Origin of the sequence: Sabulicella glaciei, assembly GCF_026183895.1 — a bacterium.
GTDB lineage: Bacteria > Pseudomonadota > Alphaproteobacteria > Acetobacterales > Acetobacteraceae > Roseococcus > Roseococcus glaciei.
On sequence record NZ_JAPFQI010000026.1, the window covers coordinates 32,036 to 58,923 of the forward strand.

Consider the following 26,888-nt stretch of genomic DNA (forward strand, 5'->3'; position numbering starts at 1 on the left):
GGGATGATCAGAGCGACAGCCGAAGCCGCAGCGAGAGGATGTTCCGGCCATACTCGCGAAAGCCGCTCGGCGCCTCGAAGCGGCGCGTGTGCTGATAGTTGAGGAGCAGCGCGGCGCGACGGTTCAGCAACATCGTGGCGCCGAATGTAGCGACGCCATCCACCACCCGCTCCCGCGGTCTTTCATACTCCCGCATCTCCGCCCCCAGCGTGACAGTCGCGATGATGTTGCGCCGCACCTCGTAGTCCAGCGTCGTGCGCAGTGCGGTGCGGGTGTAGGCGACGCTGCCGGGCCGGATCGATTCCTCGATGGTGCGCTGCGCCGACAGTCCGAGCGTGGCCACCTGCGAAGGCATCCACGTCACCTGTGCGTCGAAGGCTGGGCCGGATAGTGCGCGGATACTGGGGTCCTCGTACACGCGGCGGCGGTAGCCGAGGCTCAAGCGAACGCCCCAAAGCCCATTGAAGTCGTAGCGAAGCCCGCCCAGCACTTCATAGGTCAGGGAATCGCGGCCACGCTGGCTTGACTGCTGGTAGGAGATGCGCGTCAGCCGCGCCACGGCATCGAGACCCTGCCCCGGCTGAAAAAGATAGGAGGCGCCCGCTTCCGCCGTCAGATGGTCGCGGTCGCTGCCCACCGCGCCGCCCGCGCCAACCGTGCGGTCGTAGCGGAAGGTGCGGTGCTCAAGGCCGCCCTCGAAGAGAAGCCGGTTCAGCGCGCCGACGCCGCGCAACCGGAACACGTCGGAGTCGAACTGGACCGGCCGCGCCAGCCCCGCGCGCTGCAGGTCGAAATTGCCGAGGTCGAAGTGATTGCGCTGACGGCTATAGAGCAGGCCCAGCGAGGAGGCGCGACCGATATCCAGCCGCCCTCCAAGGTCGAACGCATAGTCGTTCCAGCTCAGGCTGGGGTCGGAAGGGTAGCGGCGCGTCTGCTGCGTCAGCGCGGCCGTGAAGGCATGCCGGGTCCAGCCACTCGCGAGGCCGAGCGACAGCGCCTCCTCCAGCGTGGCCTGGGCACGGCTGCCGCGCAGATTGGGCGCAGGGTTGTCGTCGAAGCCTGGGCCTGCCTCAAGCGAGCCGTCGAGCCGGAACGCGCCGAGCCGCACGCCAAGCGGCTCGTAATCCGGGCGTGGCCGCGTCTGGACGGTCACTCCCCGGGCGGTGGCTGCCCAATCGGGTGTGCTGCCCTGCCCGCGCAGTTCGGCAGGCGCGCCCAGCAGCACCATTGCGAGCGCCGCCGCGCCGGCCGACCGGCGAAGGGCCGACGCGCCTTCGGGATGGAAAGCGACCAATGGCTTGCCTTTCGACCTCCCCAGCACTTCATATACGGCGTCGCGCCCTGGCCAGCGAGGCCGTCCGGGCGGCCGCGACGTATCATCGGCCAGCAGCAACGCGAGGTGCCGTCATCGCTTCCCCCGATCAAGAGCCGCCGCCCCTCGTGAGCGTCGTCATGCCCGTCTTCAACCGCGCGGGCATCGTGGCACCCTCGATCCGCTCCGTCCTGGCGCAGACGCTGAGGGAACTCGAACTCCTCGTCGTGGACGACGCCTCTGCCGACGATCTCGAAAGTGCGCTGGCTGCGTTCGGCGGGGATGCGCGCCTCCGCGTGATCCGGCACGAGCGCAATCGCGGCGTGTCGGCAGCGCGGAACACGGGGATCGAGGCGGCGCGCGGCCGCTTTGTCGCCTTTCTCGATTCCGATGACCTTTGGCAGCCGACGAAGCTGGAGCGGCAGGCCGCTGCCGTCGCGGGCGCCGAGACGGCAAAGATCTTCTGCGTGACGCAGACCGAGGTCATCCAGCCTGGGGGTTGGAGCCGCGTGCGCCCTGAGCACGGGCCGCGTCCCGGGCAGAGCTTCGCCGAATATCTCTACGTCGATGGCGGCTTCGCGCAGACCAGTTCCTTTTTCCTGACCCGTCCGCTTGCCGATGCCGTCCGCTTCCGCGAGGGGCTGCGCCAGTACGAGGACCACCTCTTCTTCATCGAGTGCGGCGCAGCGGGGGCGGAGTACCGGCTGGTGCTCGAGCCGCTCGTCACCTGGCACAACGATGAGCGGCCGGACCGGCTGAGCGCCGAGGTCAGCGAGCATCGCGCACGGCAATTCCTGAAGGCGGCGGGCGACGCCCTGTCCGAGCGCGCACGGGTCGCCTTCGAGGCGAACGAGCTTGGTCCCTGGCTTTGGCGCGAGCGCAAGCGCGACGCCATCGCCCTGCTGATGCGGGCCGTGAAGACGCGGGCCGTCTCGCTGCCCGGCGCGGTCAAGCTGGCCGCGCGTTCCACCCTGCCCGAAGGGCTCTACCAGGGCGTCCGCTCCCGCCTCACGCGCAGCCGTGCAGCGGCACCCGGAAAGTCCTGACGAGACCCATCACACGCCCGAGGCCTCGGTCCAGCGGCCGGCGAAGAGCCGCTTGGAGGTGATGTCCTCCTCGATATCGCGCAGTTCCTTCGCAGGCACTCCGCCCAGCAGCCGGTAGGGCGTCGAGAAGCTGCGTGTCACGACGCTTCCCAGCGAAACGACGGTGTTGTCCGCAATCGCCGCGCCCGGGGCGAAGCGGCAGGCAGAGCCGATGAAGCAGTCCGCGCCGATATGGACCGTGGAGCGCGGGGTGCTGGCGCCATGGGTCCAGAACTGGCTACCGCGACCGGCGATCCAGCATCGGTCGCCGATCAGGATCTCGCCATTCGCGTCAAAGAAATGCCCTGGCGAGATGCGGCAGCCATCGCCGACCACCATGCGCTGTTGGTACCGCGCACTATGGTCGGAGGGGGCGGCCGCGCCCGTCCATATTCCGCAGCGGATCTGGTTGGACGAAGCGATGGAGGAGCGCGCGCCCACCGTGAGGGAAAGGGGTCCGGAGAACAGGTTGAAGCGCTCCAGATGCGCGCCGGGGCCGAGGACCAGCCGAGCCACGCTGATGAAGCTCAGCGCATCCACGCGCGCCGTCGGGTGGATCTCGTAGCCCAGCGCCCACCGGTAGGCGGCGCGTCGCAACCCGTTCGTCGGAAGGAAAGCGATAAGCAGCGCTGCGAGGCGCCGGAAGCGGCGAGATGTCACGTTGTGCCTCCCTTGTCGCGTTTCCGGGATGCGAGACGGTTTATCACGCCCCACACCAGTTCGGAGACGATCTCGGCTCGCAGCAGGAGACCGACGGCCACGAAGACCGCACCGCCCAACGCCGTCTTCAGCACAAGGGCCAGGACTTGCGCCTCGGGCCAGATCGGCATCGCGAGGAAGATGCCCATCGCCGCGCATGCCGCGGCGATCTTGGCAAGGCCGCGCCAAGGGTACGGCAGGCGAAAGGCGGAACGGCCCATGGACCAGGCCAGGAACACCGCGACGATGAACGCGGCCAGGTTGGCATAGGCCGCGCCCAGCAGGCCGAAGGACGGGATCAGGAGGATGTTGAGGCTGACGTTGAAGAGGGCCGTCGTGCCCGTCACCAGCAGCAGCGGGAGGGGACGTCGCGCCAGGTGAAAGGCATGGTCCAGGTAGCTCGACCGGATGCAGGCGAGGAAGGTAGCCACCGCCACCAACGGGATCAGGACCGTCGTGACGTCGCGGAACTCGGACCCCACGAGGATGGATAACTCCGAGGCGGTGAGGCAGAGCCCCACCGTCGCCGGCAGGCCGAATGTGACGAGGGTCAGGAGGTTCTGCGCGAGCTGGCGTCTCGCGGCGTCCTCGCCCTCGATCTCCAGGGCCTGGACCGCCGCAGGCAGGGACGCCGAGCCGATCGAGTACATGAGCGCCTTGAGCGTACGGTCGGCGAGGTCGTAGCCCACTGCGTAGAGGCCGACAGCCTGGGCGTTGATGAGCCACCCCAGGATCAGCCGGTCCGCGTAGAAGATGACGTTGTCGAGGAGGAAGCTCGGCGCAAGGGGCAGGCCGAAGCGGGCGATACTCCCCATGTCCCCTGTTCCCGCCTCGCGCAGGCGGACCCCGCGCCATTGGCGAAAGGTGAGCCAGAGCGCGGGCCCGAGGACGGCCAAAGCCGTGGCGAGCAGCACGCTCGCCGCCCCACCGCCCAATGCGGCAGCGAGGATCGCAAGGGCGGTGACCAGCAGCGAGCGGAGAAGCGTGACGAGGACGTAGCGCCCCGCCTCACTCCGGCTGATGAGGAAGTGCAGGTTGATCTCGAGCCAACCCTGCACGACGAAAAGCGCCACCGCCGCCCCCCACAGCGAGGAGCCGCCCCACGGCGAGAAGGCAGCGACGTAAAGGGCGCCAAAGGACAGGACGAGTGCCACGCAGACCAGGTAGAGCACCAGCACGGCCGCCTGGAAGGGCTTGGCCGCATCCTCCTCCATGGGCCGGAGCCGCACGATGGAGACGTAGAGCCAGTTATAGGCCGCCATCGAGAAAAGAGAGATCACCGAAAGGGCGATGGCGTAGGTGCCGTACTCCTCCGGGGACAGGAAGCGGGTGAGCACCCCGATGGTGACAAAGGTCACCGCCGCAGGAACGATGCGCCCGACGAGGTAGAGCAGCGCGCGGCCGGCGACGGCAGGCGAGGAGGGCTCCGACATGCTTCGCTTCAGTCCGGCTTACGAGGGAGGAAAGGCGCCTGCTTCCTTTCCACGGCCCCGAAGGTCGCGGGGCGGCGTGCCACCCATCGGAAACGTGGCGCTGCCACGGAACGCCCCCGCGCAGCCGCGCGCGGCTTGCCCGCATAGGCCGTCAGCGCGATCAGCAGGACCCAGGCAAAGGTGTTCTGCACCATGATCGCGCTTTCCGCGAAGCCGTAGATCATCAGCAAGGTCACCGCGGCGAGTGACCAGGTGGCGCTCCAGGAGCCGGTTTCGCGGATCTCCTGCACGTTGGCGCGAATGACCCGGACCACGAGAAGCAGGAAGAGCACCAGCCCGACGACGCCAAAGGCCAGCAGCAGGTCGATGAAGCCGTTATGGGCATTCGGAACGTCCCATCCGATGATGAAGCGGATGTCGAGCACGGGACCCAATGGCGCGGTCCAGAACCCGCCATAGCCCCAGCCGATCAGCGGCTTCTCCGCGACCGCGGCCAGCGAGAGACCCCAGATATCCGTGCGCCCCGTGAGGGTCAGGTCGCGCCCCAGCAGCGTCAGCACCGGTTCGAGCACGACGAAGACGAAGAAAGGCGCGCAGAGCACCAGGACGACGACCAGCGCGCCCAGGAAGCCTGCGCGTCCCGGGCGGCGGCGCAGCAGCTGCGACAGGCCGACGATCCCCATCAGCACGGCAGCGACCGCGATGGGCGTCTTGGCCGTGGAAAGAAGCAGCAGGAGCCCGCACAGCCCCGCCAGGGCGAAGGGCCAGCGCTTGCGTCGCTCCACCAAGGCGAGGCCAAGCCCCGTCGCGACGCCCATCAGCATGACCTGCCCCAGGACGTTTTTGTGTGGAAACACCCCGCGCCAGGCGCCAGGATGCGGCGGGCCGGAAATGCCGACGCCAGGCCGCGTCGCCACGAAGACAATGCTGAGCAACGCAGCCAGCGCGAAGGCCCAGCCAAGCAGGCCCATCAATTCCTCCCGCTCGAAACGCGCGACGAGGTAGAAGCCGAGCAGCGTCGTTCCCGCGAGGCCGACGGTGCGGCGCAGCGTATCGGCCGGCGAGGTGGACCAGGCCGTGGAAACCAGGGCGAGCGCCACCAGCAGCACGCCATAGGGGCTTCGCGCCGCGGCGCGGACCACCTTCGGCAAGTGCGGCAGCGCCAGAAGGAAAGTCAGCCCATAGACCGGGATCCAGGACAGGCGCAGGAAGGCCTGCTCCACGAAGACGCCGTTCTTCGCATCCTCGGAGATGAAGGCTTCCGCCGGCAGGAAGGGCGCCGTCGGGCCGAGATACCAGACGAGAAGCAGCACCACCGCGGCGCGGACCGCGCCGTCCTGCGTGATGGCGAGCCGCGGCGTGGAAGCGGCGCGACGCTCGGGCAAGCGGGCCGAGACGCTCACGCGGGCCACCGTGCCACGTTGCGGCGGTAGACCTCCAGCAGCCGGTCGCAGAAGCCACGGATGTCGAAGTCGCGCTCAAACCTCGCGCGGGCATTCGAGGAGAGTTCGCGGCGCAGCGCCGGGTCCCCGAGAAGCCGCGCGAGAGCCGCCGCGAGGGCGGGGAAATTCCCCGGCGGGACGAGGATGCCGGTCCTTCCATCCTCGATCGCCGTGGGCACGGAGCCGACGGGCGTCGCAACGATCGCCAGCCCGTAGGCCATGGCCTCCACAATGGCGACGGGCAGCCCCTCGTTGCGGGAAGGCAGCGCGAAGATGTGCGATTGGGCGAGCAGCTCGCGGCTCCGCGCCTCCTCCGTCCAGCCAAGGAAGTTCACCCGTTCGGCGAGGCCAAGCGCCTCCGCCTTCGCGCGATAGGTGTCCACCTCGCCATCGCCGGCGACGTTCGCGGTCCAGTCGAAAGCCTGGCATTCCGGCGAGGCCAGGGCTTCCAGAAACTCGCCCGCCCCCTTCCGCTCGCCGACCCGTCCAAGGAAGAGGAGCTGGAGGGGCGGTGTCTCCGCCCGCTCCGGCACCGATGAAGGTCCCTCGACGGCGTTCACCAGGATGGTGACACGTGGGCCGCCAGGTCCCAGGAACTCCGAAACGAAATCGCGCCAATAGGCGCCCAGCACGACCACCTCGGCTGCCGAGCGCAGCACGCGCCGGATCAGGCGGCGCTCGGTGGGGCCGGCGCGCTCGCAATGGTCGCGGAAATTCGCGCCGTGCAGGTGCAGCACGACCGGCACGCGCAGCGCCCGTGCCATCAGGGTGATGATCCCTTTGCGCAGGACGCTGCCGTATTCGGCCATGTGCACGTGCAGCAGGCTCGCGCGGCGCGTGAGGCAGGCAAAGAACAGGCGCAGAAGCGCGGCGGCGAAGAAGACCGGCATCAGCGCGGCGCGGCCCGGCCCGTAGGTGTCCACGATGGCGAAGCGCGGCGCGTCCGGGCGCCGCTCGATCTCCCGCACGAAGTAGGAAACGATCCGGCCAATGCCGCCCTTGGCCTCAAGGCCGCCTGGGGTCGCGATGTAAATCACCCGCGGCTCCTTTCTCACCTGCCCCGGGGCTCTGCGCCGTCGAGGGTGCGGGCAATGGCCGTCCAGAAGGGCTTCGGCTGCAGGTCCTGGTCGAGCGGCAAACCGCGCGAGGGAAGCCCGTCGCGGCGGCGACTCCATTCCACCTCGTTGCGCCAGTTGTAGCGGTCGCTGAGGCCCCAGGTGAAAACCGCCTTCACCCGCGGTTCGGACAGCGCCGCCTCCAGCCAGGCCTGGGCGTGGTCGGCCACGATCCGGTCGCGCCGCGCGCCATCGGCCGGGAGGTCGCGGTCATGCACGTCGAGTTCGGTGATGTAGATGTCGAACCCCATCTCGGCCGCCCCGCGCAGGAAGCCGCGCAGGGCCGCGGGATCGAAGGGCCGGGCCGGGTTCAGATGCGCCTGCACGCCGAAGACATCGACCGGCGCATCCTGCTGCCTCAGCGATTCCAGCAGGCGCAGCACCGCGACGCGCTTCGCGCGGCTGTCGCGGTCCTCGTACTCGATGCCGTAGTCGTTGTAGGTGAGCAGCGTGTGGGGATCCGCCGCGCGCGCCAGGACGAACGCGTCGCGCACATAGGTGGGGCCGAGAGCACGGAGCCAGACGGTCTGGCGCAGCCCGTCGGCACGGCCATCCTTCAGGTCAATGGCCTCGTTCACCACGTCCCAGGACTGCGCGCGCGGATAGCGGGCGAGAACCCGGCGGATATGCTCCTCCAGGATGCCGCGTGCGGCGCGGTTCTCCATGCCGGCGATCCAGCGCGGCATGTGCTCGTGCCAGACGAGGGCGTGGCCGCGGAAGCCAAGGCCGTGGCGTCGCGCGAACTGCCAGAGCGCGTCCACGGCGCCGAAGCTGAACTCCTCGCGAGTGGGACGCAATGGGCCCCACTTCGCCTCCCATTCCGTCACCAGCACTCCGCATTCGCGCGCGAATGCGGCGGCATAGGCGGGGTCGTCACGCAGGTTGAAGGAGCGCGCGGCCGCGCCGAAGAGCAGACCCTTGCGCCGCGCGCGCTCCCGCAGCGGAAGCTCCGTCGCGGCGCTTTCCCCGGAAAGGCCCGCGACGGACAACGCCGCGCCGGCGCTCAGAGCAGCGCGCCGCCCGACGCCGCCAACCGCACCGGGCTTCACGGGGAGGTTTCCTCGCGCGTCGGGCGGTGGGTCATTTCCGCCGCGCGCCGGCGTCCATGCTCTCGAGCCGGACGCTGCGGCGCGGGAAGGGAGTCGTAGTAGCTCTTCGCCTGGCGGCGATAGGTTTCCAGCTCACCGGCCTGGAAGAGCGGGCTGTCCGACTTCACGAGGGTCAGCACCGCGCCTACGACCGGGAACCCGGCCTTGGCGAGTTCCGCCGCGGCTGAGGCGGCCGCATCCCTCGGCGTGCGGCGCCAGCGCGCGACCAGGATCGTCGCCTCGGCCAGCGCACCCAGCACGAGCGCATCGGATGCCGCTACCAGCGGCGGCGAGTCCAGCAGCACGACGTCGAAATCATGCGCCGCCCGCTTGAGGGCGCGCAGCACGGCGGGCGAGCCCAGCACGTCTTGCGGCGCACGGTCGCTGGCGCGGCTCGGCACGTAGGCGAGGCCGGTCTCCGGATCAGGCAGGACAGGCCAGAGCTCGTCGCCGCCGGGCTTGAGCAGGTCGTTCAGCCAGACCCGCCGCGCATCCGCCTCGCCGCGTGGGACCGGGGAGTTGCGGCGAAGGTCGGCATCGATCAGCAGGACGCGGTGCCCGGCATCCACCAGGCTCTGGGCCAGCGCAAAGGCCAGGGTGGTCTTGCCCTCACCGGGCAGCGCCGAGGTGACGAGCAGCGTCGCGGGCGGCCGCCGGTCGGGGAATTGCGACAGCAGCGCGACCCGCAGCGACCGCACCGCGTCGGCGAAGCGGGACAGCGGCTCTTGCACCATGATCTCGGAAGCCCCGCGCTTCGCGATCTCGCGTCGGCGCAGGGCCGGAATCGTGCCGAGGCAGGGCAGCCCCGTCGCGCGTTCGAGATCCGCCACGCCGCGGATGCCGCCATGCACGAATTCCCGCACGAAGGCCACGCCCATCAGCAGCATCCCGGCCAGCGCGGCTCCCATCAGGGTGAAGCGGAGGACGTTGGGCGAGCTTGGCTTGGCGGGCGGGGTGGCCTCCGACACGACGCGGACGTCGGGAAGCTGCAGACCCTGCTGCACCGCGATCTGCTGCCGCTGCAGCAGGAGGTTCTCGTAAAGGCTTCGGCTTGCCGCCGCCTCGCGCTCCAATTCGCGAAGCGTGATCTCGGCCTGCTCGGTGGTGGCCACGCGCCGCTCCAGCGAGGATACCTGGGTGCGAAGGTCACTCTCGCGCGCCTGCGCCACCGCCACCTCGCTTTCGAGCGAGGAGATGGCGCGGCGGATCTCCTGACCGATCGCGCTGCGGAGGTCGCGCAGCTCGGCCCGGATGCGCAGGATCTCGGGATGGCGGGGGCCGAAGCGGCTGGCCTGCTCGGCCTCGCGGCGAATCACGGTGGCCTCCTGCTCGCGCAGGCGCTGGATGACGGGAGAGCCGCCGACCTCCGTGACCCGGTCGGCCTCGCCGCGCCGCACCTGCTCGCGCGCCTGGGTCAGCCGCGCCTCGCGTGCGCTTCGCTCCGAAACGGCTGAGGTGAGCTGGTTGTTCACCTCCGCAATGCGCTGCGCCAGCAGGGTGTCGCCGCGCGCCTCGACGATCTCGTTCTCCTCACGGAAGCGCTGCACCGCCTGCTCGGCGCTGCGCACGCGGGCCTGAAGCTCCTCCAGCTCGCTGTTGAGCCAGGCCGAGGCGCTGCGCCCGACCTCGCGCTTCAGCTCCGTTTGCAGGCGCAGATAGGCGGCGACATGCGCATTGGCGACCCGCGCCGAGAGAGCCGGATCCTCCGACCGGAAGGAGACGCGGATCATGTAGGAGCGGCCATCATTGATGATGGCCAGCCGGTCGCCGTACTGGGAAATCACCCAGTCCAGGGGGTCGTTCCCCAGTGGCTCGGGCTCCGGCCGGCCCAGCATCTCCCGCAGCTGTGCCTTGAGATCGTCCAGGGAGAAGCCCAAGGCTTCTGCGAGGCGGCTCGCCAGGCCCGGCTTCCGGAATTCCGACAGCTCGACCAGGTTGAGGCGCTCGACCACTTCCCGGATGACGGGACGGCTCCCGAGCATGTCCACCTCGCTGCGGAGGATGGCCGGATCGGGCGAGACCGGGGGCGGCGGAGCGCCGGTGGGCAGGCCGGGGATGCCGGGGCGGCGCAGGTCGAGGACGAGCGTGGCCTGGGCGGTGAAGACCGGCGTCGCCTGCGTCAGCGCCGCGCCGATCAGCACCGCCAGCACGATCGTGGCCAGCAGGACGGGACGCCAATAGGCGCGAAGAACCCCGAACACGTCACGGAGGGTGACGAAAGGCTCCGTCGGGGCGCTTCCGGCGTCGCTCATTGGCCAGCCTTCGGGTGTCGGACTGCGCGGCAGGCCCGGCGCAAGGAAGACCCCGCCCCGGGTAGGTCCCCAGCCTGGCGATGCGGCGATGCGCACCGGCTGCGCTCATGGAGGTTGGCCATCAAGCGTCCGGCCGCGGCGATCGAGCCGCCGTCGCTTGTTCGGTTGTGCTGTCGGTACGCTCCGCTGCCGAGCGCCGGGCGTCGGCAAGGTGGTGCAGGGCGAGCCGCGGGAGCTTGGCCATGATCCCAAGATACCGGCCGCCGAGGCGACGCGGCTCCGACACGGCGCGCCACAGCCATTCCATCCCAAGGCGACGGAACGGCGTGGGCGCGCGCGCCACGGCACCCGCCACGAAATCCAGCCCGGCCCCGATGCAGAGGATTGCCTTCGCGCCTGTGGCCTCGAAGTTCTCGGTCGCCCAGACCTCCTGCTTCGGCGCACCGAGCGCGACGAAAACGATGTCGGGATCGGCGCGGCGCACGGCCTCCAGCGCCTTGCGTCGCTCCTCCTCGGAATGGTCGAACCCCATGGGCGGAGCGTAGAGCCCCGCGACACGAAGCCCAGGATGGCGCTGCCCGAGCGTTGCGGCCGCTTTCTCCAGCACTTCCTGACGCGAGCCGAACAGGAAGATGGATCGGCCCTCGCGCGCCGCGGCGGCGCAGACCGGCTCCACCAGATCGGAGCCGGTGACGAGGTTGAGCCTCGGCCCTCCATCCAGCCGCGCCATCCAGATGAGGGGCCGACCATCCGCAAGAACGAGGCGCGCCCGCTCATAGGCGCGGCGCAACGGCTCGCTGGTTTCCAGCTTCACGACATGATCGAGGTTGGGCGTGACGACGACGCCGCCGCTGCCCGTTCGGCACCACTGCATCACCTGGCGGACGACCTCGGCTTGATCGGCGAGGTCCACCTCGATGCCAAAGACGCGACGGCGGACGCGCTTCTCCGGCAGTCGGTCGGCCGCCTGGGCCTCTCCGGACGGCTCCTGCCCTGCCGCGCTGTCCATGGCGCCTCCGTGTTACCTGCCGGAAATCTCCGGCTTCTTGCGCGTTAAACTCGATTTCCCTGCGCGGGTTCCGCTCAGGGCCGACGAGTGCGGCCTGCAGACCCGACACTCACGGTCAAGTACGGCGCATCACTTGTCCGTCACAGCATGTCAATGATGCGCTGCGCCTCGACCACGATGACGATTGCGGGCGCGCAGTCGTCTTGCCCCGTGCGGCCTCGGCAATCGGCATTTCAATAGGCCCCCGCACCGGTCACCACGACGCGCACAGTGCGCAAGACGATCCAGCCATCCAGCCAGACCGACCAGTTGTTCACGTAGTAAGAGTCCGCGACCTCCCAGATCTGAAGGTCGCTGTTATTGCGATACATCACCTGCCAGAAGCCGGTGAGTCCGGGCGGCACGTCCCGTCGCAACTGCCTCGCCTTCTCGCTGAAGCGCTCCACCTCGTGCCCCAACATCACGCGCGGTCCTACGAGGCTCATGTCGCCCCGGATCACGCTCCAGAGTTGCGGAAGTTCGTCCACGCTGTAGCGGCGGAGATACTTGCCGACCTTCGGGATGATGCGCGGGTCGTTGCGGAGCTTCAGTGTGCGCTCATACTCGAAGCGCGCCGCCGGGTTGCTGGCCAGGTGTTCAGCGAGACGCCGCTCGGCGCCGGTCACCATGGTCCGGATCTTCCAGATCCGGATGGGCTGCCCCCCGGCCCCTTCGCGGGTCTGGGAAAAGAAGATCGGCCCGGCCGGATCGAAGATCTTCACGAGCAGGGCGGCAACGCCGATGAAGGGCAAAAAGGCGATAAAGGCCGGCCCCGCGATCGCGAGATCGAAGATGCGCTTCAGGATCCGCTGCTTTCGCGAGAAGCGTTGGTGCTGGATCTCCATCGAAAGATAGGGGCCGATCGGCCGCGGCATCACGAGGAGATTTGTCGGGCTGGCCAGGTCGGCCACGACCTGAACGGTCGAGTAAGGCCGGGCCAGCCCCTCCATGAGGGCGATTAGGCGCTGGGCATCGGCGTCCTGCCGCGAAAGAGCAATCAAGGCGCGGCCGACCTGGAATGGAAACTTGCGGGAGATCGCCGCCTCGACCGGGCCGAGGATCGGGACGCCCTCCACCTCAGGGCTGTTCCCCGTCACGTCGCCGAAGGCGGCGACTGGGACCAGCCCCAGCTCTGGGTTGGCCTTGATCTCCCGAATGGTCCTTCTGGCCTTTTCGCCGGTCCCGATCACGATGCAAGCCTCGCCATACAGGCGGCGCCGGATCAGGAAGCCCGTCATGAGACTTCGCGCCATGTAGGCCACGGGAACCAGCATCACCCATGTGATCAAGCCAGTGAAGGGCCAGAAATCCTCCTCGTCCGTTGCGATGAGCATCGCGAGGTGGACCAGCGCCGCACCGGCAGCCGTATAGAAGGAAAGCCGGAGTTCCTCCGGCTGCGACAGGCCGGTCGGGGGGTAAAGACCGCTTCCGAAGCGGAACAGAATCCAGGAGAGGATGGCTGTCGAGAACGGCCAAACAACCAGGAACTCACCCCAGACAATGGATCTGAAAAGCACCACAACCGTGATGCACAACAGGCACGCAACCAAATCCGCGAGCAGCAATCCGAGAATTGAGGTCGCGCGCGAGGAAGACGATTGTGGAATAGGGTCAGCCGAAAAAACAGAGGCGTCGGCACGCATGAATGAGCTTCTTGTCTGCTGCCGGATTTCCATTTCGGCGCCCCCGCTTTGCGGCATTACAGATCACTCCTCGGGGATCGAAACGAAGGCGAAACTTCTTAACACCGGAACTCAAACGCTACGTGACCAAAAACCGGATGGGCAATGATTCAATCCCCCTCGCCCCGCAGCCCAACGTTCTGCTGGAAAGGCAATGGGGGCGATAGGTTTCCGATTATGCGGATTCGAGTCTTTGCTGGCGCGCGGCGGCTCTCAGCGCCTGCTCAAGCTGGATGGTGAGGGCACCGGCGCGCTCGACCTGATCGAGCATCGCTCCGCTTTTCTGGAAGCGGGCCATGACCTCCGCCTGCTGCAGCTTCGCGGACAGAAATTCCCGACAGGCCTTCGCCAGGCTCGATGGTGCCTCGGGCGTGTTCTCGTCCAAGTGCCGCTCGGCGGCCGACGCCAGCTCCCCTTCGGAGGAAAGCACCCGCTGGCGCCAAAGCGCTTCCTTCGCGAACAGGTCGGGGTCGTCCGTGCGCGCGGTGGCGCTGCGATACTCGTCCAGGCACGTCAAATAGGCTTCCACGGACTGGGCGAGGTTCGGGAGCGCCGGCTTCCTCCGGTCGCCACCTTTTCGGCGATCGACCAGGGGACCGCCGTCGGCAGCCTTCAGCTTGGGCAGCGCAAGAGTGCGGTATTCGATGGTCCGGGAAGCGACGGCCGCGAGTTCCGCCAAGCCTCGCCGTGCCATTTCGCTCCAGACTCGCGGATGGCTATCGAGCACGCAGAGCGTTCCGAGCACATGACCGGTGGGGGCCAGGAGCGGGAACCCGGCATAGGACGCGACGCTGCCTTCCGTCACCGCGGGATTTTCCTGCGTCAGCGGGTGGGTGCGCGTGTCCTCGACCACCAGCTCGCGCCCAGTTTCGACAACGTGCCGGCAGATCGAGTGGGAGAGCGGCGTTTCGCGCGCATCGGCGGCCCCGGGCAGGGTGCCATTGAAGCTCTTGAAGAACTGCCGGTCCTTGTCGACCAGCGAAACGACGGCCACCGGAGCATCGGCGAGCATGCTGGCCAGGCGGCTCAGCTGATCGAAGGTTTCTTCGGGCGGGGTGTCCAGCAGACCTGTCGCGTTGAGGGCGGCGAGGCGCTCGGGATCGAGGATCGGATCGGTTACGGACACGATGGCATTCCTGTGTTCAGGCTGCAGCCCAGCAGCCGGCTTCACGCTTGGCGGTCACCCTGTTGGGTTCCGAACGACATCGCATCGCCATGCGCACCCGCCCTCATCCGGCAGCGACCGACCGTGGACCCCACAGGACAGTTGATTCGGGGAGGTTATCATTCCTCGGCCACCGATGATCAATTCGGTCATCCTACCTATCTTTCCTTGAGGCTCTGTGCCCCGGTGACCTGAGCCGTTTCCATGAGACGAGCTAAGTATTGGACCCAATCCTTACTACACCAATAAGTTGTGGTTCCTTGCATCGATAAAATTCATGCGTGCGCAGATAGCGTTGAGAGCGCCCTGCCACCTGATGCGAGCAAGGACCCTCCCTCATGAGCAGCGGCCTCTTCGAGTATGCCGGATTCGCCTTTCCCTCCTGGTGGAATGGCAGCTTCGGCTCCGCGACCTCGCTCACCTCGCTTACGGCGCTGGCGTCCACGGGATCCAACAGCGTAAGCATCGTCCCGACCAGCTACATCTCGACCGTCACCAGCTCGGATTTCCATGCGTCGAGCCAGACCGAGTCGGATGCCAATGTCCGCGCGCAGATCCTGCAGGCGCACTCCCTGGGCCTCGATGTCATCCTGAAGCCGCATGTCGATGCGGAGGATGGTTCGGCCTTCCGCGGCGAGTTCGCGCCCAGCGACGTGGATGCCTGGTTCGCCGGCTACAAGGCGCTCATCCTTCGCTACGCCAAGATCGCCGCCGAGACGGGCGTCAAGACGCTCTCCATTGGCTGTGAGTATGACAGCCTCGTCGGGGCGGCCTACCGCTCCCGCTGGGTGGACATCATCGACAGCGTCCGCGCGGTCTATGACGGGGTCCTCACCTATGCCGCGACCGCCATGTCGGCGAGGAACGTGTCCTTCTGGGATCAGGTCGACCTGATCGGGGTGAACTCCTACTACCGGATGAGCGAGAGCACGACCGCCAGCGTACAGGACTACAAGAACAGCTGGACCTCGGTTCCGACGAATGCGTGGGAATTCTCCATCACCGAGGGCAAGTCGCCGATCGATTTCCTTCGCAACCTCGCGGTGAAATACGACAAGCCCCTTTTCCTGGCCGAGGTCGGCTACCGGAGCATGGACGGGGCCGCGCTCGACCCCGGCATCTGGACCAGCAGCGGCGCCGTGGATCTCCAGGAGCAGGCAAATCTTTATCAGGCGCTGTTCGAGACCTTCACGACCTATGGCGGCGACTGGTTCGCCGGGATGCATCTCTGGAACTGGGACATCACCTCCAAGGGTGCCAGCAACACGAACTACTCGCCGCAGGACAAGCCGGCGCTCCAGGTCGTGACCAACTGGTTCACGGGCCAGACAGCCATCCAGGGGCTCTCGCTCAACGGATCCATCGTCGCGGACGCGCTGCATGGCGGCCTCGGTGCCGACATGCTGAATGCCGGGATGGGCAACGACACCCTTTTTGGCGGCGGGGGCGATGACATCCTCATCGGCGGGCCGTCCACCCTCGCTTCGGCGGCGCCCCTTGCCTCGACGACGCTGGTCGTCTCCGCCCGTGCGGATGTGCTGAACGGGGTGGGCGCGAAATTCGTCATCCTGGTCAATGGCGCGCAGATCGGCGGCACCTTCGAGGCCAAGGCGCAGGCGGGCCAGTTCTCCGTCACCTTCGCCAACACGGCCACCGTCAACTCGGTGGGCGTCAAGTTCGTCAATGACGAGATGGTCCAGGGCGTGGGCGACCGGAATCTCTACGTCCTCGGCCTCGAGGTGAACGGCAAGAGCCTGCCCATCAGCGAGGCGGTGAACCCCACCGGCAATGGCCAGGGCTCCATGTGGTTCAACAGCACCCTGTCCATCGACACGCGGAGCCGGCAGGACTGGTTCACGGGCGCCACCACCGACCATGACACGCTCTTCGGCGGCGCGGGTGACGACACGCTGATCGGCGGCGTCGGGAATGACTACCTCGATGGCGGCGAGGGCAATGATGTCGCGCTGTATTCAGGCTTCCGTTCGGAATACGCCGTTTCGAGCCTTTCCGGTGGCTTCTTTCAGGTGACCGACCTCCGGACCGGATCGCCGGAAGGGACGGACCGGCTGAAGGATGTCGAGTTCCTGCGCTTCGCCGATGGCACCTTCTCCCTGCCGCAGCTCGCGGGCGGGGGCAGCAACCCCGTCCCCGTCGTCACGCCGAAGATCCTCGCCTTTTCTTCCGATACCGGGGCCTCCGCCTCGGACCGCATCACGAGCGACAACACCCTCGTCTTCCTCGGGTCGACGGAAGCGGGCCGGGGCGTGCAGATCCTCCTCAACAACCAGGTGATCGGCACCACGACGGCCGATGCTTCGGGCCAGTGGAGCTTCGATCACTCGGGCAAGGTCCTGGCCGACGGGCAGCATGTCCTGACGGCCATCGATCTCGACGCGGCCGGCGTGGCTGGCGGCGCATCGGGTGGCTTCGCCTTCACCGTCGACACGCGCGCGCCCGACGCCCCAGTGATCGCGCGGATCACCCCCGACACCGGCACCTCCGCGGCGGATGGCGTCACCAACAGCAAGGTCGTCACCCTCCTCGGCACCGCCGAGGCCGGCGCGAGCCTTGCCGTCCACCTGGGCACGGCCCTGATCGGACAGGCGACGGCCGATGCGGAGGGGCGATGGAGCTTCACGACCAGCAGCCTTGTGGACGGCGTCCACCGCTTCACCGCCCAGGCCACCGACCTCGCCGGCAACAAGGGGGCGCTTTCCTCCGTGGCGCAGGTCACGGTCGACACGGTGGCGCCGGTCGCGCGCTTCACCGGGCTGGAAGCGGGCAAGAACGCCGCGACGCTTGAGGGCGTGGCCGAGGCGGGCAGTACGGTGCAGGTCTTCGGTGCGGCCGATAAGCTCATGGGAACCACCACGGCCTCGGCGAACGGCCAGTGGAGCCTCGCCGTCGGCAGTCTCGGCAATGGCGCGCAGACCTTCCGCATCAGCGCGGCCGACGCGGCCGGCAATGCCGGCGCCGGGGAAGGGCTGCTGCTCTTCGGCTCCAGCAAGGCCGACACATTGCTTGGCACCACCGGGCGGGACCTGCTGGTCGGGGGCGCGGGCCACGACGTGCTGACCGGTGGGCAGGGAAGCGACGTCTTCCTTTTCGCCAGCGGCTTCGGCCGCGACCGCATCACCGATTTCACGGCCGGGGCCGGTGCGGGGCGCGACCAGATCCAGTTCGATCAGACCCTGTTCAAGGATTTCTCGGCCGTCCTGGCACGCACCACGCAGATGGGCGCCGACTCCGTGATCACCCTCGACTCCAGCAACAGCGTGACGCTGGTTGGCGTGTCGAAGACGGCCCTCGTCTCCGACAACTTCCTGTTCGTCTGAAAGATACGGGAGGCGCCCGCCAGGCGCATCAGCCTTGCGCGCCCGCCAAGGTGGGCCGCCGGCTCTCCAGATCGAAGCGGTCGCCGTGGCAAAGCACGTGCAGCCGGACATCGTGGATGGAGAGGGCCTCCTCCTCCGCTCCCTCCGCAATGTTGGAATGGGTGACGCCGCCGCCATCCACGATGTAGACGCCGCCGCTGCCTATCACCTCGAAGCGCCGGCCGCGCAGGATGATCGCCGTGTCCTCGTCGATGCCGATGCCGAGTTCGCGCGGGTTCTGCGCCACCGCCCCCAGCAGCCGACCGATGCGGCCACGTTCGGCGAAGTGCTGGTCGATGATGACGTCCCGCACCAGTCCCAGCCCAGGCGCGAGGTGCAGGTCGCCGATGCGGTGGGTTTCCTGCCCCTTCCCCTTCACCAGCATCGTGTCGCTCATGGCCGAGGCGCCCGCCGAGGTGCCGGCGACCAGGCCGCCCGACGCGTGGATCTCGCGCACCCGGCGCTCGACCGGCGTGTCGCCGAGCTGGCTGCTGATGCGAAGCTGGTCGCCGCCCGAGAAGAACACGCCGGTCGCACCATCGAAGATGCGCAGCTTCTCCATGTCCTGCGCCTCGGCCCGTTCCTGGACGTAGAGTTCCACGAGGTCGGTCACGCCCAGCGCGGCGAAGGCGGTCTTGTAGGCCTCGAAATACCCCTCGGGCTGGTGCGAGGCGACGGTGGCGATGACGAGGCGTCCTTGCCCCGCATGCCTGGCCACCTCCTTCAGGATCAGGCGCTCATCCTTCTTGTCTTCGTGCCCACCGATGATGATGAGGGGCCCCTTGCCTTCCTGACCATCCTCCATGGTCACGCCATCTCGCTTCGCCGCACGGGGGCGGGCTGCGGCACGAAGGCGAGCACGCGGGCCCAGACACCTTCCACGGAGGTCGGGGTCAGGACGAGGAGGTCGTCCGGACTTGAAAGGCGCAGGCAGAGGTCCGTCGCCGCCAGCTCGTCGGGAACGCGGTGCATGCGGTCCTCTGGGAAACCTGCCGCCAGCGCCCCCTCGGCGATCAGGTTCATCACCTCCCCCGGCACCCTGCCGCGCCCATCGGGACGCTCGCGCAGGACGAGTTCGTCGAAATGTGCGGCGGCGATGCGCCCCATCTCGCGGATGTCCTCGTCGCGCCGGTCGCCCGGGATGCTGATCATGCCGATCGCCCGCCCGTGTCGCGGCCGCAGCTTCGCGACGAGGTCGCACAGCGCCCCCAGCCCGGCGGGGTTGTGGGCGTAGTCCAGGATCACCCGGAAGCCGTGCCCGTCATGGATGTTCAGCCGCCCCGGGCTCTGCTCGAAGGAGGTCGAGAAGCCCTGCAGCGCGGCCCGGATCACGGGGAGAGAAACGCCCCGCGCATAGGTCATCGCCACCGCCGCCAGCGCATTCTGGATGTTGAAACCGGCCATGCCGTCCAGCGTCGCCGGGATCTCCGCTGCTCCCATCAGCGGCAGGCGACGGCGGTCATTGTGCACGACGATGTCGCCGCCGCCGGGCCCCTCCTCATGCACCACCGCCAAGCCCCCGGCCTCGACATGCTCGCGCAGAGCGCCGGGCATCTGCGTGCCACCCCTCATGGAGAAGAAGGCAATCCGGCCGCGCGCGTGGCGCTCCATCGCCCGCGTCAGGGGATCATCCGCGTTCAGGACGCTGCACCCACCGCGCCGGACCGATTCCACCACGACCGATTTCACGGCCGCTAGATCCTCCAGCGTATCCACTTCCTTGATGCCCAGATGGTCCGCGGCGATGTTGAGCACGGCGCCGATATCCGCCTCGTCGAAGCCCAACCCTTCGCGCAGGATGCCGCCGCGCGCGGTCTCCAGCACGGCCGCTTCCACCGTCGGCTCGCGCAGCACCATGCGGGCGCTGCGTGGGCCGCTGGCATCGCCTTCCCAAACGCGGTCCTTGCCCACCCAGATGCCGCTCGTGCTGGTCATGCCCACGCACAGTCCCGAGTGGTTTAGGATATGCGCCACCATCCGCGTCGTGGTGCTCTTTCCGTTGGTGCCGGTGATGGCGATGATCGGAATGCGGCCCGTCTCGCCATCGGGAAACAGCATGTCGATCGCGGGCCGGGCGATGTCCCGCGCCCAGCCCTCGAAGGGCTCGAGGTGCATGCGGAAGCCGGGCGCGGCGTTCACCTCCACGATGCCCCCGCCGGTCTCGCGCACCGAGCGGCGTATGTCGGGCGCCAGGAAGTCGATCCCGGCCACGTCCAGCCCCACGATCTGCGCCGCGCGCCGTGCGATCGTGACGTTGTCGGGGTGGATGTCGTCCGTGCGGTCGATGGCGGTGCCCCCGGTGGAAAGATTGGCCGTGTCGCGCAGCGCGACCCACTGCCCCTCCTCGGGCACGGATTCCAGGTCCATTCCTGCCTTCGCCAGCAAGGCGAGGACATGGTCGTCCACCTCGATGCGCGTCAGGGTCTTCTCATGGCCGGTGCCGCGGCGGGGGTCGCGATTCACCTCCTCAATCAACGTGGCGATGCTGTGCTCGCCATCGCCGACGACATGGGCCGGAACGCGTTGCGCCACTGCCCTCACCTCCCCGCCAATGACCAGGATACGGTGGTCGTGCCCGCTATATTGCTGCTCCACGATGACGCGGCGGCTATGCGTGACGGCGTGCTCGAAGCCCTGCCGCACCGCCTCGGCCGAGCGCAGGTCGAGGGTCACGCCCCGTCCGTGATTGCCGTCGAGCGGCTTGGTCACGACGGGGTAGCCGAGCCGTTCCGCCTCCTGGACCGCCGCCTCAGCCGTACGCACTACGGCGCCCTTCGGCACGGGCAGCCCGGCTTCGGCGAGCAGGGATTTCGTCAGGTCCTTGTCGCCCGCGATCTCGACCGCGATGGAGGAGGTGCGACCGGTGATGCTGGCCCGTAGGCGTTGCTGCTTCTTGCCGTGGCCCAGCTGGATCAAGCTGAGCGCATCCAGCCGCATGACCGGGATGCCGCGCCGTTCGGCCTCATGGACCAGGGACCGCGTGGTGGGGCCAAGGGCACGGCGGCTGACGAGGCGGGACAGCGCCATCAGCGCTCCGTCGAACCCACCACCTTCCGCCAGCAGGTCGCGCTCGTGCAGTTCCTCGAGTCCCCGCACGCCGCGCAACCCTGCTGGAAGCAGGGAATCCACGATCTGCAGCGCGAGGCGCCCCGCGACTAGCCCAACCTCTTCTTCGCGATAGGCGTAGAGGACGTTGTAGCAGCCGCGGCAGTTCTTCACCGAACGCGTCTTTCCCCGCGTCACACGCGAGCCGGCACGGCTCTGTAGTTCCAAGGCGACATGCTCCGTCACGTGGCCGAGCCAAGTTCCCTCCTGCATCCGGCGAATGAAGCCGCCAGGGGTGCGATAGGAGCATCCGTGTTCCTGTAGCCCGGGCAGCAGCGCCACCAGCGCATCGGAAAAGCCAGGAAGCGTGTTGGTGGGCCGTTCCTCCAGGCTTCCCAGGTCCAGGCGAAAGCGGATCATCGGTGTGTGGCTGAAGAGGTGCGGCCCCCGGTAGGTGACGGCATGCAGCACGCGCATGGGCGCGGCTTGGCTGATGTGCATGACTGGCCTGAATTCTTGTTGTTCGTGGAATTGAGAAGCCACGGGGCAGAGCACCGTTGCGGGCGGTCCGCTGATTCTTTCCGGCCGTCATCCGGAAACCCATTTCGTCTTGGGGCGAAAGAAATCGCCAAATATTGGAGGGAAGAATTACCGGGAGGGAGGGCTGATCGCCGTCCCGCGATCAGCCCTCCCTCCGAAACGGAGACGGAAGGAGGGCCGTCACTCAGTCAGCGGTGAGCGCCGTTCGTTAGCGTGTCGCTCACTTCCGCCCGTCGAGATTCTGGCGGACGAAGTTCTCCAGTTCCGGGCTCTTCCAATCCATGCCCAGGGATTTCACGCGGGCCAGCGCCTCGTCGCCGGACAATCCCTCCTCCTTCGCGACCTGAAGGATCGCAAAGGCACCGGCGCGCTTGCCGGAGGCGCAATGCACCAGCACCGGCCCTTCCATGCCCGAGATCGCCTCGCGGAACCGGTCCACTTGGTCATGGCTCGGCGCGGTGGCGACCACGGGGACGTGGGCGTAGTCCAGCCCGGTTGAGCGGACGACCTCCCCTTCCGCCGAAGGCGCCAGAGGCTGGTTCTGCTCTCCCTCGGAGCGCAGGTTCACCACCGCCTTGAAGCCTTCCTTCGACAAGGCCCTCAGCTCCTCTTCCGAGGGCTGGTCGGTGACGATGGTCATCTTGTCGTTGATCTTGAAGCGCTGCCCCATGCCGGGCCTTCCCTGTTCCGTTGGTGGATATTGCCAGCGTGCAGCACGGTGGTCCTGCCTTCAATCGGCAAGGCGCGACCGGCTGTCCGACGCCAAAACAGCTAAAGGCCTGCGGGGCCGAAACCCCGCAGGCCGGATGTTCCGCGGAAGCGGCGCCTCAGCGGCGCGGCTTTTCGTTCTCCGGATGGGCACCGCTGATGTTGGTGCCCAGGGCCTTGTCGACGCCGCGGCTCACTTCGGTGCCCGGCGGGTTGCCAGGCGTGCCGTCCGGCGTCGAGGGCAGGATCCGGCCATCGTCGTCGGCGCGAGGCGAAAACTGGCCGGAGTGGCTGCCCGCAGCGGCGGCACCCGCCGCGCGGCTCGCCATGGTGCCCGGCGGGTTGCGCGACGTGCCGTCCGAGTTCTCCGGATGGGCACCGCTCATGTTGGTGCCCAGGGTGCGATCCGCCGCACGGCTGGCCATGGTGCCCGGCGGGTTGCCCGGGGCGCCGTCAGGCGCGGAGGAGGTCAGGCTGCTCGGATCGTCCTGGTAGCCCGACCAGCCGCTCGCGCGGTAATCGGCCTCGCGGGACGCCACGTCCACCGCGGCATGACGCGACAGAACCGACTTCGCCTGGGCGATGCGCGTCTCGTCAGCGCGCACCGTCACCAGCGTGCCGCCGCGCCGCACGCCTTCGGCGTAGACATGCGCCTCGCGCTCGTCCACGCCGGCGCCGACCAGGCCGCCCAGCAGGCCACCTGCCGCCGCGCCGGCACCTGCGCCAGTCAGCGCGGCCACCAGCCAGCCCGCGGCCACGATCGGGCCGAAGCCAGGAATGGCCAGGGCGCCAAGTCCAGCCAGGAGACCGGCGCCGCCGCCCAGAAGGGTACCGGCCGTCGCGCCGACGCCGGCGCCGGTCGAGGGTTCGTCGGTGTCCGCGGTACCGGTGGTCGTCGTGGTGCCCGTCCCCGTGGAATCGCCACCGCGCGCGAGGCTCACCTCGTCCGAGGAAAAGCCTGCTTCTTCCAGGTCACGCACGGCCGCCATCGCATCGGTGTGGCTGTCGAACATCGCGACATGAGTCTTCATAGCCATGGATTTGATCCTCCGTTTCACGCCATCCGGCCCGCGCACATAGCGCGGGCCTTCGGCCGAGGGTTTCGGTTGCTCAGCGGGTCGGGGTCGTGCCCGGCTGTGGGTTGGCGCCGGTCGTGTTGGAGCCCGTGGCGCGGTCCAGCGCGCGGCCAGCCGCCGTGCCGGGCGGGTTGTTGGCCGTGCCGTCCGCATTCTGCGGGTTGGCGCCGGAGGTGTTGGTGCCAGCGGCGCGGTCCAGCGCGCGCGTCGCGGCGGTGCCCGGCGGGTTGCCCGGCGTACCGTCCGGTTGCGCCGAGGTGGTGCCGACCGCTGCACGCCCGTCATTCGCGCCGGTGGACATGCTCGGCGCCATGGTCGAGCTGGCAGTCGGCGCCGTCGTGCCCGTGCCGGTCGTGGTGGACCGGTTGGTGGTCCCGGCCGTGGTCCCGGCCGTATTGTTGCTGCCCGCGGGGCTCATGGCGGCAATGCCGGTGCCCACGGCGATGCGGCCGCGGAAGTCCATCGCCACATCGGTCTGCGAGCCGCCATGCGTCCCGCGGCCCACCCAGAAGCCCCGGTCGTCGCGGCGCAGCTCACCCACATTGGTGATGCCCACGTCTTCCATGCGGCTGCGGGCCTGGCCCTCCGTGAAGCTGTTCGAACCGCTTTCCAGCGCGCTGAACTGCACGATTTCATTGCGGCGCTCACCGTCTTCGGCGCGGCGCTCGGTACGGGCCTCATCCCCCATGCGGGCGCCGGGCGCCGCGGGAGTGGTGGTGGCGGAGGGCGTAGTCGTGGCGGTGGTCGTGCCGGAAGGCGCGGTCGCGGACGGGGTGCTCATGGTGGTACCCGGGGCAGCCGCGTCGCCCGTGCGGGCTTGCTGAGCCTGAACCGTCGGCGCCAGCGCCAGTGCGGCGACCAGTACGGCACAGGCCGGAAGGTGAGTCGTGCGAATGGTCATGTTTGTCCTCCTCGCTTCGCGGCCTGCACCAGAGGCCGCACGGAGAGATGAACGCGCGAACGCCGCGTTACTTTTCCGCCAATGTCAAGAAGAATGCAGCTTGCCATGAAGGTATACCAGATAGGAATCCTTCAAACGGAAGGTCTTCTTGAATTGATGCGTGAGGAAGTCAGACCTTCTTGTTTGAGCGGAGCGGTCCCGATCGAGCTCTTCTCGGAGGCTCTGGGGGGGGAACTTTCCTTCCCTGAACGAAAGCAGGGCGACGGACTTCCCGTGCGGGCGTTGCCCACCTGTCGGAGACCCAACATGCCGCGAACAAGTCCCTTCCTGGCTGCTGGCCTTGCTGGCTTCTCGCTTGGCGGCTTCTTCGACGGCATTCTGCTGCATCAGATCCTGCAGTGGCACCATTTCCTGAGCCTTGCCCCCGGCGAGGCCTGGCAGACCCAGCGCGCGCAGATCCTGGCTGACGGGCTGTTCCACGTCGCCACCTATCTTCTGACCGTGCTCTCGCTCTGGCTGCTGTGGCGGGCCCGCACCGGCCTGACGGCTGTCGGTGGGCGCTCCATTGTCGGCGCGGCGCTGCTGGGCTTCGCGGCATGGCAATTCGCAGATGTGGGCCTTTTCCATTGGATCGTGGGAATCCACCGCATCCGCGTCGATGTGCCAAACCCGCTGCTGTGGGACATCGGGTGGCTCGTCGTGACGGGGCTGCCTCCGCTTTTGCTTGGGATGTGGCTGCTGCGTGGCCCGGGAGCGGGCGCGCGCGGCCCTGCCGCTGCCTTCGGCCTTTCGCTGCTGCTCCTGGCAGCGGCGCCCGTTGCCGCGATGCCGGCGCCAGGTTCCCTGTCCGCCGTGCTGTTCCGCTCCGATGTCGGGCCGACGGAAGCCATGACCGCCGTGCTCCGGGCCGGAGGGCGCGTGGTGTCGGTGGGCGCCGAGGGCGGGATGGTGGTGGCCGACCTGACGGAGGCCGACACGCTCGCTCTTTATCGCGCAGGCGCGCTGCTCGTCGGGCGCTCCGCGCTCACGGCGGGGTGCCTGGCTTGGTCCCGGCCGTCGCTTGCCGGATCCGCGAACGCGCCAAGCCCTATTTGAGCTGGCTGTCCTTGCTGCCGCGCCGGTTATAGGGCGAGAAAGCCGCGCTGCGGTCGAGCGCTGACTGGCACGGCACGCAGGTGCGCGCCCCGGGAAGCGCGCGGCGGCGCGCCTCGGGGATTTCCTCACCGCACTCCTGGCAGTGGATCTCGCCTTCGCCTGCTGGGATGCGGGCGCGCGCCAGCTTCACCGCGTCGGACACCGTGTCGTCGATCTGATCCTGAACCGCGCCGTCCCGCGCCCAACCACCTGCCATCGCCGTGTTCACTCCTAGAATGAACGATGGGGGAGAGATGGGATTTCGATCGGCGGAATCCAATCGGGCGCGGCCTCCGCCCTGTCCTGCCGTCACACTGGGTTTCCGAATGACCAACCGCGGCCTATCTAGACGCAATGGCACGACTTTCCGTCCTTGATTTGTCCCCCGTCCCCGAAGGCAGCGATGCCGGCCAAGCGCTGCGGAACTCGCTCGATCTGGCGCAGCACGCGGAGCGCCTGGGCTTCCACCGCTTCTGGATGGCCGAGCATCACAACATGCCCGGCATCGCGAGTGCCGCCACGGCGGTGGCCCTCGCGCATGTGGCGGCAGGCACGCGCCGGATTCGTGTCGGCGCGGGCGGGATCATGTTGCCGAACCACGCCCCCCTCGTCATCGCGGAGCAGTTCGGCACGTTGGCGGCGCTGCATCCGGGACGGGTGGACCTCGGCCTCGGGCGAGCGCCCGGAACGGACCAGATGACGGCGCGGGCCTTGCGGCGGAACCTCGCTTCCGATGTGGATGACTTCCCGCGCGATGTGGTGGAACTGCTGGGCTATTTCCGGCCTTCAGAGCCTGGTCAGGCGCTGCAAGCCGTCCCCGGCGCGGGGCTGGATCTGGAGGCGTGGATCCTGGGCTCCAGCACCTACGGCGCACAGCTTGCGGCCTATCTTGGCCTACCCTACGCCTTCGCATCGCATTTCGCACCGGCGCAGATGACCGACGCGATTGCCATCTACCGGGAGCAGTTCCGCCCCTCGGAGCGGCTGGCGAAGCCCCACGTCATGGTTGGGGTGAATGTCTTTGCGGCTAAAAGCGACGCGGAGGCGCGCTGGCTGTTCACCTCCTTGCAGCAGGCCTTTCTGAATTTGCGCCGCGGCCGTCCGGGCAAGCTTCCGCCGCCGGTGGAAGGCCTCAACGAGCAGATCGACGGCCATGGTCGCTTGATGCTTGAGAACGCCCTGGCTTGCTCGGTCGTCGGCGGTCCGGAGGCGGTGTGCCAGGGCATTGAGACCCTCGCGGCGCGGACCGGCGCGGATGAGTTGATGGTCACGGCGCAGATCCATGACCACCAGGCGCGCTTGCGCTCCTTCGAGATCCTGGCCGAGGTGCAGATGACAGGAGCGGCGGCCTAAGGCCGCCTTGGACCTAGAAACAGCAAAACCCCCGAGGGGATACCTCGGGGGTTTTGCTTTGCGTGGAAAGATCCGGCGTGGCGGCGCGGCAGCGACCGACTCTCCCGCCGCTTGAGCGGCAGTACCATGGGCGCTGGAGTGTTTCACGGCCGAGTTCGGGATGGGATCGGGTGTGACAACTCCGCGATAGCCACCGCGCCACCGCGCCGGACCTTTCTGGGAACTGGTTGTGGGTCTTCGAGACGAGCATCGTACGGCTTGATGCTGCGTGTGGTGCTTCCTTGCCTCGCGGCGCGGAAGCAGCAGTCGTCATGATATGAGCCTATCGGGCGATTAGGACCGCTCGGCTGAGCGCATTGCTGCGCGTATACCTGCGGCCTATCAACGTGCTGGTCTTGCACGGCCCTCGGGGAGACCTGGTTTTGAGGTGGGT

At 68.2% G+C, this 26,888-nt stretch carries 20 protein-coding genes and 2 rRNA genes; 4 read left to right on the forward strand and 18 right to left on the reverse strand.

Going from position 1 to position 26,888, the window contains the following annotated elements; all coding sequences use genetic code 11:
• Positions 1-7 precede the first annotated feature (7 nt).
• Positions 8-1,294: an outer membrane beta-barrel protein gene (locus tag OF850_RS21015; RefSeq protein WP_301592291.1), complete on the reverse strand. Its 1,287-nt coding sequence runs from the start codon at positions 1,292-1,294 to the stop codon at positions 8-10.
• Here OF850_RS21015 and OF850_RS21020 point away from each other — a divergent pair.
• On the forward strand, positions 1,294-2,358 hold the full coding sequence (locus OF850_RS21020) for a glycosyltransferase family 2 protein (protein ID WP_301592292.1): 1,065 nt from the start codon (positions 1,294-1,296) through the stop codon (positions 2,356-2,358). The two genes, OF850_RS21015 and OF850_RS21020, sit on opposite strands and share 1 nt — an antisense overlap.
• 9 nt (positions 2,359-2,367) lie before the next feature.
• On the opposite strand, the gene OF850_RS21025 is transcribed toward OF850_RS21020, so the two are convergent.
• The 9 genes from OF850_RS21025 to OF850_RS21065 form a co-directional block, all read right to left on the reverse strand.
• Positions 2,368-3,057, reverse strand: coding sequence for an acyltransferase (locus OF850_RS21025; RefSeq protein ID WP_301592293.1), 690 nt, complete (start codon positions 3,055-3,057; stop codon positions 2,368-2,370).
• Positions 3,054-4,529 (reverse strand): oligosaccharide flippase family protein, encoded by a 1,476-nt coding sequence (locus tag OF850_RS21030; RefSeq protein WP_301592294.1) that lies wholly within the window; start codon positions 4,527-4,529, stop codon positions 3,054-3,056. Before OF850_RS21030 ends, OF850_RS21025 begins: the two co-directional genes overlap by 4 nt.
• Positions 4,530-4,537: 8 nt before the next feature.
• Positions 4,538-5,932, reverse strand: a complete 1,395-nt coding sequence (locus tag OF850_RS23800; RefSeq protein WP_301592295.1) for an O-antigen ligase family protein — start codon at positions 5,930-5,932, stop codon at positions 4,538-4,540.
• Positions 5,929-7,008, reverse strand: coding sequence for a glycosyltransferase family 4 protein (locus OF850_RS21040; RefSeq protein WP_301592296.1), 1,080 nt, complete (start codon positions 7,006-7,008; stop codon positions 5,929-5,931). The genes OF850_RS23800 and OF850_RS21040 overlap by 4 nt, the downstream gene beginning before the upstream one ends.
• Before the next feature lie 14 nt (positions 7,009-7,022).
• On the reverse strand, positions 7,023-8,135 hold the full coding sequence (locus tag OF850_RS21045; RefSeq protein ID WP_301592297.1) for an endo-1,4-beta-xylanase: 1,113 nt from the start codon (positions 8,133-8,135) through the stop codon (positions 7,023-7,025).
• Positions 8,132-10,426: a GumC family protein gene (locus tag OF850_RS21050; protein ID WP_301592298.1), complete on the reverse strand. Its 2,295-nt coding sequence runs from the start codon at positions 10,424-10,426 to the stop codon at positions 8,132-8,134. Before OF850_RS21050 ends, OF850_RS21045 begins: the two co-directional genes overlap by 4 nt.
• Before the next feature lie 121 nt (positions 10,427-10,547).
• Positions 10,548-11,435, reverse strand: a complete 888-nt coding sequence (locus tag OF850_RS21055; protein ID WP_301592299.1) for a WecB/TagA/CpsF family glycosyltransferase — start codon at positions 11,433-11,435, stop codon at positions 10,548-10,550.
• A 233-nt stretch (positions 11,436-11,668) separates the two neighbouring features.
• Positions 11,669-13,174: an exopolysaccharide biosynthesis polyprenyl glycosylphosphotransferase gene (locus OF850_RS21060; RefSeq protein WP_301592300.1), complete on the reverse strand. Its 1,506-nt coding sequence runs from the start codon at positions 13,172-13,174 to the stop codon at positions 11,669-11,671.
• Between the two features lie 157 nt (positions 13,175-13,331).
• Positions 13,332-14,282 carry a GAF domain-containing protein gene (locus tag OF850_RS21065; RefSeq protein ID WP_301592301.1) on the reverse strand — a complete coding sequence of 317 codons (951 nt, stop codon included), beginning with the start codon at positions 14,280-14,282 and terminating at the stop codon, positions 13,332-13,334.
• Between the two features lie 377 nt (positions 14,283-14,659).
• Between OF850_RS21065 and OF850_RS21070 the strand changes: the two genes are divergently transcribed.
• Positions 14,660-17,659 carry a glycoside hydrolase family 113 gene (locus tag OF850_RS21070; RefSeq protein WP_301592302.1) on the forward strand — a complete coding sequence of 1,000 codons (3,000 nt, stop codon included), beginning with the start codon at positions 14,660-14,662 and terminating at the stop codon, positions 17,657-17,659.
• 28 nt (positions 17,660-17,687) lie between these two features.
• On the opposite strand, the gene OF850_RS21075 is transcribed toward OF850_RS21070, so the two are convergent.
• From OF850_RS21075 to OF850_RS21095, 5 genes are all read right to left on the reverse strand, one after another.
• The gene (locus tag OF850_RS21075; protein ID WP_301592310.1) at positions 17,688-18,503 is read right to left on the reverse strand and encodes a cyanophycinase; all 816 of its coding nucleotides are present in this window, start codon (positions 18,501-18,503) and stop codon (positions 17,688-17,690) included.
• A 2-nt stretch (positions 18,504-18,505) separates the two neighbouring features.
• Positions 18,506-21,244: a cyanophycin synthetase gene (gene cphA / locus OF850_RS21080; protein WP_301592303.1), complete on the reverse strand. Its 2,739-nt coding sequence runs from the start codon at positions 21,242-21,244 to the stop codon at positions 18,506-18,508.
• A 259-nt stretch (positions 21,245-21,503) separates the two neighbouring features.
• Positions 21,504-21,953, reverse strand: a complete 450-nt coding sequence (locus OF850_RS21085) for a protein tyrosine phosphatase family protein (protein ID WP_301592304.1) — start codon at positions 21,951-21,953, stop codon at positions 21,504-21,506.
• 157 nt (positions 21,954-22,110) lie between these two features.
• Positions 22,111-23,028 carry a hypothetical protein gene (locus OF850_RS21090; RefSeq protein WP_301592305.1) on the reverse strand — a complete coding sequence of 306 codons (918 nt, stop codon included), beginning with the start codon at positions 23,026-23,028 and terminating at the stop codon, positions 22,111-22,113.
• Between the two features lie 73 nt (positions 23,029-23,101).
• Positions 23,102-23,968 carry a hypothetical protein gene (locus OF850_RS21095; RefSeq protein ID WP_301592306.1) on the reverse strand — a complete coding sequence of 289 codons (867 nt, stop codon included), beginning with the start codon at positions 23,966-23,968 and terminating at the stop codon, positions 23,102-23,104.
• Positions 23,969-24,274: 306 nt separating this feature from the next.
• Here OF850_RS21095 and OF850_RS21100 point away from each other — a divergent pair, with 306 nt between their 5' ends.
• Positions 24,275-25,063 (forward strand): DUF2243 domain-containing protein, encoded by a 789-nt coding sequence (locus tag OF850_RS21100; protein ID WP_301592307.1) that lies wholly within the window; start codon positions 24,275-24,277, stop codon positions 25,061-25,063.
• Here OF850_RS21100 and OF850_RS21105 read toward each other — a convergent pair.
• Positions 25,056-25,382 carry a DksA/TraR family C4-type zinc finger protein gene (locus tag OF850_RS21105; RefSeq protein WP_302474526.1) on the reverse strand — a complete coding sequence of 109 codons (327 nt, stop codon included), beginning with the start codon at positions 25,380-25,382 and terminating at the stop codon, positions 25,056-25,058. The genes OF850_RS21100 and OF850_RS21105 overlap by 8 nt on opposite strands.
• A 74-nt stretch (positions 25,383-25,456) precedes the next feature.
• Between OF850_RS21105 and OF850_RS21110 the strand changes: the two genes are divergently transcribed.
• The gene (locus OF850_RS21110; protein ID WP_301592308.1) at positions 25,457-26,455 is read left to right on the forward strand and encodes an LLM class flavin-dependent oxidoreductase; all 999 of its coding nucleotides are present in this window, start codon (positions 25,457-25,459) and stop codon (positions 26,453-26,455) included.
• Between the two features lie 83 nt (positions 26,456-26,538).
• Here the strand turns inward: OF850_RS21110 and rrf are convergent.
• A 5S ribosomal RNA gene (rrf, locus tag OF850_RS21115) occupies positions 26,539-26,653 on the reverse strand.
• A 114-nt stretch (positions 26,654-26,767) separates the two neighbouring features.
• Positions 26,768-26,888 (reverse strand): 23S ribosomal RNA (locus tag OF850_RS21120); the annotation flags it as partial.

Excerpts from the sequence above, each read along its gene's own strand:
- OF850_RS21055 (WP_301592299.1), bottom strand. The coding sequence starts at position 11,435 with ATGGACAGCGCGGCAGGGCAGGAGCCGTCCGGAGAGGCCCAGGCGGCC.
- OF850_RS21110 (WP_301592308.1), top strand. The coding sequence starts at position 25,457 with ATGGCACGACTTTCCGTCCTTGATTTGTCCCCCGTCCCCGAAGGCAGC.
- OF850_RS21030 (WP_301592294.1), bottom strand. The coding sequence starts at position 4,529 with ATGTCGGAGCCCTCCTCGCCTGCCGTCGCCGGCCGCGCGCTGCTCTAC.
- OF850_RS21090 (WP_301592305.1), bottom strand. The coding sequence starts at position 23,028 with ATGGCTATGAAGACTCATGTCGCGATGTTCGACAGCCACACCGATGCG.
- OF850_RS21100 (WP_301592307.1), top strand. The coding sequence starts at position 24,275 with ATGCCGCGAACAAGTCCCTTCCTGGCTGCTGGCCTTGCTGGCTTCTCG.
- OF850_RS21070 (WP_301592302.1), top strand. The coding sequence starts at position 14,660 with ATGAGCAGCGGCCTCTTCGAGTATGCCGGATTCGCCTTTCCCTCCTGG.
- OF850_RS21095 (WP_301592306.1), bottom strand. The coding sequence starts at position 23,968 with ATGACCATTCGCACGACTCACCTTCCGGCCTGTGCCGTACTGGTCGCC.
- OF850_RS21060 (WP_301592300.1), bottom strand. The coding sequence starts at position 13,174 with ATGCCGCAAAGCGGGGGCGCCGAAATGGAAATCCGGCAGCAGACAAGA.
- OF850_RS21085 (WP_301592304.1), bottom strand. The coding sequence starts at position 21,953 with ATGGGGCAGCGCTTCAAGATCAACGACAAGATGACCATCGTCACCGAC.
- OF850_RS21020 (WP_301592292.1), top strand. The coding sequence starts at position 1,294 with ATGGCTTGCCTTTCGACCTCCCCAGCACTTCATATACGGCGTCGCGCC.
- OF850_RS21050 (WP_301592298.1), bottom strand. The coding sequence starts at position 10,426 with ATGAGCGACGCCGGAAGCGCCCCGACGGAGCCTTTCGTCACCCTCCGT.
- OF850_RS21075 (WP_301592310.1), bottom strand. The coding sequence starts at position 18,503 with ATGGAGGATGGTCAGGAAGGCAAGGGGCCCCTCATCATCATCGGTGGG.
- cphA (WP_301592303.1), bottom strand. The coding sequence starts at position 21,244 with ATGCACATCAGCCAAGCCGCGCCCATGCGCGTGCTGCATGCCGTCACC.